This is a genomic window from Sediminibacterium sp. GW821-FHT12F12 (genome assembly GCF_058806635.1).
Window position 1 is genome coordinate 1 of sequence record NZ_JBXAPW010000024.1, and the last position, 10,686, is coordinate 10,686.

The window sequence follows — 10,686 nt, forward strand, 5'->3', positions numbered from 1 at the left end:
GTCACTTACTTAGACAACTGCACAGCATTTTTTGCTTCATTGATTATCAACTATTTTTAATAGCACAACACGTTAAAATAGAATTATATGAGATGGAAACATATACTAATGATGCTAGCGGGATGCTCCCTTCCCCTATTGCAAAGTGAATATAAATTCAAAAAAATGGCAAACCCAATGGAGGGAATGAAAATGTAGAAATGGTGGCTGAAAATATTTTAAATGATTAGTGAAAAGAAATATGATAAAGGCAAGATAATACTTCTATTCGGAGTGTTTCTTGTAACGATGGGATTTGGAATGACACTTCCGGTATTGCCATTCTATATTGAAAAGATTCTGTCAGCAGAAGATATTTCATCCAACAGCGTTTCATTTCATGTTGGATTGATAACTGGCGCTTTTCCGCTAACACAATTTCTTTTCTCATCTTACCTGGGTTCATTATCTGATAAAGCAGGCAGAAGACCGCTTATTTTAGGAGGCATAGCAGGATTTTCAATTTCAACATTTATTTTTTCATTTAGTGGAAGCATAACGCTGCTTTACATCTCCCGTTTGGCAGCAGGGTTTTTCACAGCTTCTTTTGTAACCGCATCGGGGGCATACATTGCTGACAAAACTCCAAGGGAAAAAAGAGGAAAGAACTTTGCAATACTGAACGGAGTGGCAGGATTGGGCGCAGTTGCAGGCCATTTGCTGGGTAATCTGTTTTCAAATGTTAGTATACAGTTTAATCTTTTTTTCGGCCAATTCATACTCGATAAATTTACATTTCCATTTGTTTTTTCTTCAGTGCTTACGTTACTGGTACTGTTACTGTATTTTGCATTATTACCCGAATCGCTCAGTACCCGGCATAAAATAGCGACGCATAGGGTAGCAAATACAAAAATATCTTTCATCCCAAATTTTAAATCGCTTAAAAAAGCATTCGTGCTAATGCTGGCATTGTCTTTCTTCAGCCAGCTTGCTCATTCAATGTTTGAAGGGACATTTGCACTTCACTCGCAACGCTTTTTTTTATTTGGGCCAAAGCAAATGAGCATTGTTCTGATTATTTGTGGTACGCTGATGGGTTTGCTGCAATTAGGGCCCATTGCATGGTTGATTGAAAAGAAAGGGGAAAAGATATTGTTACCTTTTGGTTGCCTGTTCGTGGGTATTGGTATATTCATGCTCACTACCCCACCGGAAATGGGATGGATATTAATTTACGTTTCTTTCATTTCAATCGGAAAAGCAATTCTTACACCGAGCCTGACTTCGCTCATAACAAAAGATTCCGGAAAGGAATATGGTGCATCGTTAGGTATTTTTAGCGCTGTTAATAGTCTGGGACAGGTTGCAGGTGTGGTATCCGGCGGGATAATTATGATTTGGTTTGACCACCTTGCGTATTGGATTGTTGCAACGATTCTGATTATATTTGCCTTAATTATTTCAAAAAAATTATAACCTTAATTTCGCATTAAGGCAATTGACAGGCATGAATTACATATTAAAGAGCATCAATAAATTGGACGCTTGAATATTATTATAAACAACCCATAATGACTGCAATAAAATCAATAGGGCAATTTTTCTGGAAAATCTTTAAGGCAATCTTTGTAAGGAAGAAGGATTGCTGCAAATGATGTATTTTGCGGTTTTAACACACTTATGAACAGCAACCTGTCCCAAATCATTCAGCAGTATAAAGAAGATAAACAATCTGTTTTCAACACATGGTTCATCAATAATGAAGAACGCCTGAAAGCATTCCGTTCAATTCGAAGAGGGGTAATGCAGGTGATTGATGATATTAAGAACAAAAAATTCCCTAATGATTTTAAAGGCTCTTCTTTAGAGTTTGTACTTAGCTGCATTACAGAACAGAAGCAAGTGTTTGAAGGTGCTTCTCACCCTTTTTACTGGAAACCAAAGCTGAGGATACCCGACATTTACGAGAACGAAAATAATAAGCAGGCTTTCGGACAATTTTTAGAAAATTGTTTGAATGCAAAAACAGAAGAACAAATAATTAAAGCAATCATCAGGCTGGATAGTTTAAAAATCAAAGGACTTGGCCCGTCAGTAGCCAGTATTTTATATTTTTTGCATCCCACTATTATTCCTCCTTTCAATACAGCAATAATCAACGGCTTTAATTTTCTATTTAAAGACAAAAAGAAATTAGGAAGTTGGAGCGAATATTTAAAATTGAGAGAGGTAATGATTGATGCCAATATTCAGCATCGTTCTGAGTTGTCATCTGATATGGGAGCAATTGCAGGATTATTATTTGAAATAGGAACACAGAAATTGATTTTAGGTAGTGATGTTTATTTATCAGAACCGGAACGTAAAAAGCTGGAAAAATTAATAGAGAAACGACAGCAGGATGTGCAACAGGAAAAAGAAGAGGAAAACCTGCATACCGAAATGCAATATCATTTATTGAAGATAGGTAATGCATTAGGCTATGATGTTATTGCAGCTTCCAATGACCGTTCCAGATCGCATTGTGGCAACAGTTTTTCATTTATGAGCTTGCAGCAATTTCCCGAAATCGCTTTAGATAAAGAAACACTGAACACAGTAAAATTGATTGATGTGTTATGGTTTCAAAAAGGAACAAATAATGTTATCGCTGCTTTTGAGGTAGAGAAAAGTACCAGTATATATTCAGGCATTTTGCGATTAACAGATTTGAGCTACTCAATTGCCGATGGGGATGAGGTATTTTATTTGATAGTTCCTGATAAAAGAGAAAAAGATGTTTGTATACAATTGTGCCGTCCTGCCATTAAGCAAAACAAAGTCATTATTAAGTATATTCTTTTTTCCGAACTCCGCAGCCATTGTGATGCCCTTTGCAAATTTGGCGAAAGCCATCATATAATGGAAAAGATTGCTAAGGCAGTATAAAAAAACAAAAGAGGTTATTCGCTGGAATAACCTCTTTTGTTTTTTTAGTTCCCGATTCTATTGCACATCATACAAAGCAATCATTCCCGCCGAAATATGGTCGTTTACATGGCAGTGAAATTGCCATGTGCCGGCATTATCTGCCTTCATATCTGCCGTAATAAGATTTGCAGGGCCAAGAAACACCACATCTGTACGGCTGCCACTAACTTTAGCGGTGTTGCCGTGCCAATGGGCTATATGATTATCCAGTTCATTACCTAAGTCCATTAAATTAAATACCATCTTACTTTTTCACTGGTTTTTATATTGGTGAACTTACAGTTACCATACATCAATCCATTTACAGAATGTTTCAGATTGCTTTCCTGAAAATTGGGATCATCATTACTTACATTATTTAAAGTGTATTTTGCTTTATTGCTGTCCAGATACAAACTATTATTTTCATCAACAATCATAAAAAGAGCAAATTTTTCATTATCAATGTCTTTTGACTTGTTGTTTTCCAGATAGCCTTTTTTATAAATAACGATTGAACTAACCAATCCTGCATTAATATCTTTATTATTATGTTCCATTACGTGGGAATGATATACCCAACCTATTGATGAACCATCTCTTTCGGCTGGCCCTGAATTTTCTGTAACTCTCCATTTATAAGTAAAAGTACTGCCTGGTGCTACGCCTGCAATACCTTCGTTATCTGCATCGTACACTACGCCATGCGGATGAATACTGTAAGGGAATTTGGCTTTGTTCTTAAAAATTACTTGTATGCTATCACCGACTTCTGCTCTTATAATAGGACCGACTATTCCTAAGTCTGCACCTTCTTTTGGTTTTTTTGTGGCAAAAGTAGCATCGGTATATTCTACATAAATGGCTTTAATATTTTTATTGCCTATGCGATTGCTGTCGTTTTGTAGGAAAACATTTTCAGCCTTGCCAAATGCACCACCTGTTAGTTGATTAATTCCCGTTGGAACATAATTCCATTCTACTTCTTCGGCGGCAATGTAGTAAACTCTTTGTACGGTTGGCGTAGCTAAATCGGTTGATGTAATAATATTTATTTCTTTTCTGCAACTTATCAGGGCTATTACTCCTGTACCTATAACAAGTAGGTGCTTTTTAAAATTTCTCATAAATATTTTTTGCAGATGATAGTATTAAAATTTGGCAGTAAACCCAACATAAAAGCTACGACCCACGGAGGGAATAATGCCAGGGCCGGGATATTCGTCGGTTCTCCTGGTGAAATATGATTTATCAGCTATGTTGTTTGAACCTATTTTAATGGCGTAGTTATTAATTTTATAAGTAGCACTGATGTCTAAAACGGTATATGCCGGAATGTAACCTGCAATGGGGTCATCGCTTGTTTTTACATTTGATGCATCACCATAAGCATCGCCAACTGAATTTACCTGGAAGGTGGAAGAGAAATGTTTGTTACAGAAAATCAAACCAACACGGTTGATGGTTTTCGCAGCAGCTTCTACTCTCTTACCTTTAAATTCTCCGCTGGTATATCTTGCATCTATGTATGCAAAAGAATTAAAAACACTTAATCCATATTTGGATTTTTCATTAATGGCTTTTAAAATATTTAGTTCTGCATAACTTTCAATTCCTTTATGAACACTGTTGGCAATATTTGTTCTTAGTGAATAGTCATCGCCTGTTACTGGGTCTTGCTTTAATACTACACCAATCCTGTTATTATAAGCCATGTAAAAACCGCCAATATCAAAATTAAAATAATTTTTTATTGTACCCCTGTACCCTAAATCTGCATTGAAACCGTAAGCATCTTTTAGGTCTGGGTCAATTTTAGAAGTGGTGCCAAAAGGTTCTAACTGGCTGTAATCAATGGGGCGGTATGCCTGACTAAAGTTTGCATACAGACTTGTATTTTTCGATGGTTTATATTCAATGCCTAACCCTGCCAATGGAAAATATCTGTTACGGCTTTGGTCGGTTGAAAGTTTAATATTGTCTTCTATTTTATATCCTTTTGCGGTGCTGTTTAAATATTCAAATCTAAAGCCGGGTGTAATGGTTAAATTATTTCCTACTCTGAAAATATTTTCTACAAACGGTGCAATATTGGTAGTGGTAAAATCTAAATTATATCCCCAATCGCCAGTGATGGATAAATCAAAATCACTGTTGGTAGTGCCTTCGCCACCACCTTGCCGTTTGAACCAGGCGTAACTATATCTTAAACCTCCTGCAATGGTTGATTGTTGTTTTCCTAATTTGTAATTGTGTGCAATCCTAAGTTCTGTTGTTGTATTGTGGATGTCCTGTCTGCCAACTTCCCGTGGTACAAAAGCATTTGTTGCCGGATCTATTTCATCTAATGCACTGGCTCCACCGTCTTCGTTACGCCAAACCAATGAGCGGTTGCTAAACAGGTAAGATGTTTTTAAACTGATGGTAGTGTTTTCAGACGGCGTAAAGTTTGCATAAACGGTAGCAATATTCCAGGGGCTTTTCAGCCAGTTTCTTGTTCTTGTTGAGACTTTAGGATTCGTATAAAACATACTGTCCGTTAATCCTCCCGGCATTTTTAGTTGATTGCGAAGCAGGGAGTATTCTATACCAATATTTAACTTTTGTGATGGCTTGTACTCAAATTTACCAAACCCTGATAGCTGCCATTGCTGGCTGTTGGGGCGGTATCCATTCATATTTCTGTATTGAATAAAACCGTAATAACTAATTTTTTTGTAGGTACCGCCAACTGAATTGAAAGAATTAAACATTCCAAAACTTCCAATGGTTTGTGAGGTAGTAAACTCAAAAGGTTTATTGGCTGGGGCATCTTTAGTAACATAATTTACCAGGCCGCCAAATTGCGAACCAAATTGTAATGAAGCTGCACCCCTTACCATTTCTATTCGACTAACTGCTTCCATAGGCGGAATATAATAGGCTTCGTTATAACCATAAATATCTGCACTGATGTTATATCCATTTTGGCGGGTATTCATTTCAATACTTTGAATAGGGTTCAGGCCTCTTGTGGCAATACCGTTTGCAGTGAAGCCGCTGCTTTCAGTTTCAACAATATTTAACCCGGGAATTCTGCCTAAAATTTGGCGGGTGTTGTTGATGGCTTTGTTGGCATCCAAACTATCCACAAGAATTATTTCGTTTTTCTTGCCTGCATAAATAATTCCGTTTTTTATTTCGGGCAAATGCCCTACGCCATTTACAGTTTTGTAGCCTGTAATGGTTACTTCTTTTAAGGTTCGGCTGGTATCAGCCTTTTGTGCATTGGTAATTAGTACACATAACAGTGAACATATTGTAATTATAATTTTTTGCATACTCATATTGTTTAGTTTATCAGGATGCAAATGTGATATATAATTGTTCTGCAAAATTTCACAATCGGGAAAAGAAACAACGAAATCGGGAAAAAAGGAATGGCTTTAAGACAATAGAACAGCCTCGTGGCTAAAAGTATTTATAAAGCTCTGTTAGATTTTTAACCCGATTTTTAAGCCTGTCATTAAACAAATTGATATACTCATAGACTTAGATAAGCATTAATGGCAGTACCTTGTCGCCATTTCAGGGTTTTATAAACAAAGGCAACCTTTTATTTAAAAGAGCCAAAATAAAACTATCAAAAAAGAAAATATTATTATTTGGCATTATCAAATCTGGAGGTACAAAATTTATGTAATGGGTGCCGGGAGGATAACCGGCAACAGGAAAGGCTGTTTTTTGACTAGCTCAAGGAGTTTGCTGCAAATATTTGTTACAGGTATGCTTTCAGTGAAATTGAGGGACAAGACCTAGTATGTGATGCTTTCGTCGTAAAAGTGTTTAAAAATCTGCACTCTTACAACGAAGAAATTTACGAATGCAATGAAGCGGCTTTGAAAGACAGTCTTATACCTTCTCTTGTTCAATATCACTCCAACGGTGGGTATATCATCTGCCATTGTCGATCAAGCTGAAATAGCCATTGCAAATTTACAGGGAATAGTAGTTAAAAGAATTTAAGTAAACATTAACAATGGGGTAACGGTATTGCCGGTAGATGTAAGTAATTTGGCAAAGGGCAACTATTTTTGACCGTGATAAACAGGGCTACAGATATAAAAACTACCCGGTTTGCCAAGTTATAACCCATAATTGTATAAATACTTTCCAAAATTATGTAAGCCTGAACAAGCCAGTTGGCCTATCTTTATGCCTCGAAAGGGTGATTTTCAAAAAATAACCCTAATTTTACGCCAGTTTAATGAAAAAAAACATATCCATACAATTAAAAGCGGCTGTCCTGCTGATAGTATTCGGGTTGAATACTATAGTAGGTTTTGCATGTGGCATTGGTATAGATATGGGGTTTAACAGCACTCATCATGAAGAGGAAAAGGCTGCGGTGATTCATGTTCATGATGATGGAAAAAATGATGACCATCATAACCCATCTGCAAGCCATCAACATGAAGCAAAGAAAACGGATAGTAAAGAAAAAAAAGGCTGTTGCAATGATGAGGTACAAAAACTCCAGAGTTTAGACAAAGCACTGAATCAAAACGCTAAGACAGCAATTGATGCACCGGTTTTTGCAGCTATTATCAGCACTTTTTTAGGTATAGATATTTTTAATTCAGCAAAAGCTTACCCTCCAAAATATGTTGCCAGGTTCTTTTATCCTCCTCCACCTGACATTCGCATAGCGATTCAGAGTTTACAGATTTGATTATTGTAACTGAGTTTGATGGCACTGCCCGTCGAACTATCACTGCTTTGCCCAAAGGCATAGTCGTTTTGTTTCAGTTATTGTAATCAAATTTTTATATGTTCAAACGTATCATAACAGTCTTTACCGGCTTGCTTATAATAGCAAACGCTTACAGCCAAAAAATTATTTCCGAAGCAGATGCTGTAAGTATGGCTCTAAAAAACAGCCGCAATATTTCCGCCGCAGGGTTATCCATTTTACAGCAAAAGCAATTACTAAAAAGCAGTATAAACCTGCCCAACCCCGATGTTTTTATAGAAAGCCCTACCGGGAAATTTTATACCGGAAGTATTACCCAGTCAACCGAATTTCCTACAGTTTACAGCAAGCAATACCAGTTGCAAAAGCAACGGATTGTGCTGGCAGAAAAAGAAAAAGGCTTCACAGAAAATGAAGTGAGGTTTCAGGTAAAACAATTGTATTTGTTGCTGCAATACGCATCGGCACTACAGCAGCAATTATATGTGCAGGATACCGTGTATGAACGGATCAGCAAAGTGGCAGGCCGCCAGTTTGATGCCGGGCAGATTGATTACCTGCAAAAAACATTTACTGAAAGCCAGTATGGCGAAATACATAACCAATATTTACAGGCACAACTTACCATCAGCAATCTGCAAAGCCAGCTACAATACCTCACCGGCTTGCAGGAAATTTTCATGGCAGCACCGCTTGATACCAACCTTTTAATGGATGTTACCATAGCGAAAGACAGCACTGCTTTTATAGCAAACCCATCTGTACAAATTTTTAACCAGTCAGCTGTGATTGCCCAAAAAAATATTGCCTTGCAAAAGGCAAAAGCATTGCCCGGCCTGGCATTTGGTTACTTTAATCAGGGGGAAAGAAATACGCCCATTGGAAATCGTTTTCGTGTTGGTTTTACCGTGCCTTTGTGGTTTGGTCAATATAAAAGCAATATCAATGCAGCAAAAACAGCATGGGAAATCAATAAACAAAAAGCAAGTGGTTTACAGCAACAACTCTCAGTTCAATTAATACAGGCACAAAACGAACTGGCTATCTACACACAATCATTACAATACTATAAAAATACCGGTATCCCCAAAGCCAATGTAATTATTGGTACGGCAAAACGATTTTTTGAAAGTGGCGAAAATGATTATATCAATTACCTGCGGACCATCAATGACGCTTATTCAATACAATTAAAATACCTGGAGGTTATAAGGAATTATAACCAGGCCATCTTATCTATAAAATATATAACAGGAACATTATGATAAAGAAAATCTTGATTTTATTGCTTCTTATCCCTTCCTTAGTTTTTGCACATGGTGGAGAAGACCACGGAGATGCTAAAAAGGAAGGCGCAAAACCTGCAGCTTATTTTAGCAGCGAAGCTGTATCTGATGTGTATGAGTTGCTGGCAAAATATCCGCCACTGACGCCCGGTAAAGAAGCAACATTTAAATTATTTGTAAGTGACTTTAATAGCAACGCACCGGTTGACAGTGTCACATTACAAATTGCCGTTGCTGATAATCCGAACATAAAATTAGTAGTAACTCAAATTGATAAAGGTGTGTACGAGGTAAAAGGAATTTTTCCTGATAAGAAAGCATACAACCTTACCGTTAATATTAACTCATCGCTTGGCCCTGATTTGATACTGATAAATAATATTGCTGTTGGCAAGGAATTGGAAAAAGAAATTACTCTCGTTCATGCTGATACACATTGGTATCAAACTACCTGGTTTTTTGGTATAGCGGGATTATTAGCCGGTTTACTATTGATGTTTTTTGTAATGAAAAAAACAAATAGAAAAGTTGCTGCAAGCATTATCATCCTGCTTTGCTTGCTGCCCACTGCTACCTACAATACAGCATCCGCACATGGTGGCGAGGATGATGAAGCTGGCGGCAAATCCGGTGGTGCGATGTCATCAACATTCATGGTTGAAAAAGAAACCCAATTTCTTTTTGGCATCCTTACCCAAAAAATTGAAACAGGTGACTTTAATCAATCAACGCAGGTGCTGGGTACCATTATTCCTTCCTCACAGGGAAGGGCAGTGATACAATCACCGCAGGCAGGAAAAATAGTTTCATTAAAAGTATCTGTGGGTCAAAAGGTTTCTTCGGGACAGGTGTTGGCTGTGATAGAACAGCAGGTTGATGCAGGTACCCAAATCAATATTCTTTCACAAAGGAATACAGTAGATGCTGAATTTAATGCAGCCAAAGCTCAATACGACAGGCTAAAAGCTATAGAAGACATTGCCGCTAAAAAAGATGTGACCGAAGCAAAAGCCAGGTACGAAACAGCTTTAAAAAATAAACAGTTATTTACGGCTAATGCAGGACGTAGTACTGGTAATACAAAAATGATAACCCTTACAGCCCCTATCAGCGGTGTGGTGGGTGCATTTAACTATTCTATAGGTGCGGTCGTAAATGCCGGTGAAACATTGTTTGATATAACCAATATTGAAAAAGTGCTGGTAGAAACACAGGTATTTGCTAATGATGCGGCACAGGTAAAATCTGTAGAAAACATCACCGCCTCATCTAATATAGAAAATGATACCACTACCTATCACTTAAAATTGATTTCCACTGCACAATCGGTAAATGGAGCCAACCAATCTCAAAAAGTAATTTTTGAAATAATCAATCCCAAATCACAATTTAAAATCGGCGAAAACATCAGGGTATTTATTTTTTCAAAAGATATTTCAACACAAATAATTGTGCCAAATGATGCTGTTGCAGAAATAAACGGTAAACCTGCGGTATTTGTAAAGGATAAAGCGGAGCAATACAGTATCAGTTACGTTAACAAAGGCACATCAAACGGAAAATATACTGCTATAATTAAAGGTGTGGAAGAAGGCGAAAGAGTGGTAACAACCGGCGTTTATCAAATGAAAACAATCTATTTAAATCAATAATCATTTTTAGAAGCTGTTTGAGTTAAATAAATAAAAGAGGCTAATGTGGAAAGGATAGACTAAAGATTGGAAGTCAGTCGTTGAG

Annotated in this window: 8 protein-coding genes; 5 read left to right on the forward strand and 3 right to left on the reverse strand. The window is 37.1% G+C overall.

The annotated features are described in order from the left end of the window. Positions 1–222: 222 nt before the first annotated feature. Both AC1RNB_RS18460 and AC1RNB_RS18465 read left to right on the forward strand, forming a co-directional pair. Complete coding sequence (locus AC1RNB_RS18460; protein ID WP_305267425.1) at positions 223–1,458, forward strand: MFS transporter; 1,236 nt, start codon at positions 223–225, stop codon at positions 1,456–1,458. A 204-nt stretch (positions 1,459–1,662) separates the two neighbouring features. Further along, a complete protein-coding gene (locus AC1RNB_RS18465) occupies positions 1,663–2,910 on the forward strand; it encodes a type II restriction enzyme NmeDI-related protein (RefSeq protein ID WP_493085226.1) in 1,248 nt (415 codons plus the stop codon). 57 nt (positions 2,911–2,967) lie between these two features. Here AC1RNB_RS18465 and AC1RNB_RS18470 read toward each other — a convergent pair whose 3' ends face one another. The 3 genes from AC1RNB_RS18470 to AC1RNB_RS18480 are packed head-to-tail and all read right to left on the reverse strand — an operon-like array spanning position 2,968 to position 6,251. Continuing rightward, positions 2,968–3,195 (reverse strand): multicopper oxidase domain-containing protein, encoded by a 228-nt coding sequence (locus tag AC1RNB_RS18470; RefSeq protein ID WP_493085228.1) that lies wholly within the window; start codon positions 3,193–3,195, stop codon positions 2,968–2,970. Beyond that, positions 3,180–4,058, reverse strand: a complete 879-nt coding sequence (locus tag AC1RNB_RS18475; RefSeq protein WP_305267434.1) for a multicopper oxidase domain-containing protein — start codon at positions 4,056–4,058, stop codon at positions 3,180–3,182. Before AC1RNB_RS18475 ends, AC1RNB_RS18470 begins: the two co-directional genes overlap by 16 nt. A 24-nt stretch (positions 4,059–4,082) precedes the next feature. Further along, entirely contained in the window at positions 4,083–6,251 is a 2,169-nt protein-coding gene (locus AC1RNB_RS18480) for a TonB-dependent receptor family protein (RefSeq protein ID WP_305267436.1), read from the reverse strand. Between the two features lie 926 nt (positions 6,252–7,177). Between AC1RNB_RS18480 and AC1RNB_RS18485 the strand changes: the two genes are divergently transcribed. The 3 genes from AC1RNB_RS18485 (at position 7,178) to AC1RNB_RS18495 (ending at position 10,601) form a co-directional block, all read left to right on the forward strand. Beyond that, positions 7,178–7,642: an HYC_CC_PP family protein gene (locus AC1RNB_RS18485; RefSeq protein ID WP_305267438.1), complete on the forward strand. Its 465-nt coding sequence runs from the start codon at positions 7,178–7,180 to the stop codon at positions 7,640–7,642. 191 nt (positions 7,643–7,833) lie between these two features. After that, positions 7,834–8,928: a TolC family protein gene (locus AC1RNB_RS18490; RefSeq protein ID WP_493085230.1), complete on the forward strand. Its 1,095-nt coding sequence runs from the start codon at positions 7,834–7,836 to the stop codon at positions 8,926–8,928. Further along, the gene (locus tag AC1RNB_RS18495) at positions 8,925–10,601 is read left to right on the forward strand and encodes an efflux RND transporter periplasmic adaptor subunit (protein WP_305267442.1); all 1,677 of its coding nucleotides are present in this window, start codon (positions 8,925–8,927) and stop codon (positions 10,599–10,601) included. The genes AC1RNB_RS18490 and AC1RNB_RS18495 overlap by 4 nt, the downstream gene beginning before the upstream one ends. The last annotated feature ends 85 nt before the right edge of the window (positions 10,602–10,686 follow it).

Coding starts and splice junctions, on each gene's coding strand:
- AC1RNB_RS18460 (WP_305267425.1), top strand. CDS start 223: ATGATTAGTGAAAAGAAATATGATAAAGGCAAGATAATACTTCTATTC.
- AC1RNB_RS18465 (WP_493085226.1), top strand. CDS start 1,663: ATGAACAGCAACCTGTCCCAAATCATTCAGCAGTATAAAGAAGATAAA.
- AC1RNB_RS18470 (WP_493085228.1), bottom strand. CDS start 3,195: ATGGTATTTAATTTAATGGACTTAGGTAATGAACTGGATAATCATATA.
- AC1RNB_RS18475 (WP_305267434.1), bottom strand. CDS start 4,058: ATGAGAAATTTTAAAAAGCACCTACTTGTTATAGGTACAGGAGTAATA.
- AC1RNB_RS18480 (WP_305267436.1), bottom strand. CDS start 6,251: ATGCAAAAAATTATAATTACAATATGTTCACTGTTATGTGTACTAATT.
- AC1RNB_RS18485 (WP_305267438.1), top strand. CDS start 7,178: ATGAAAAAAAACATATCCATACAATTAAAAGCGGCTGTCCTGCTGATA.
- AC1RNB_RS18490 (WP_493085230.1), top strand. CDS start 7,834: ATGGCTCTAAAAAACAGCCGCAATATTTCCGCCGCAGGGTTATCCATT.
- AC1RNB_RS18495 (WP_305267442.1), top strand. CDS start 8,925: ATGATAAAGAAAATCTTGATTTTATTGCTTCTTATCCCTTCCTTAGTT.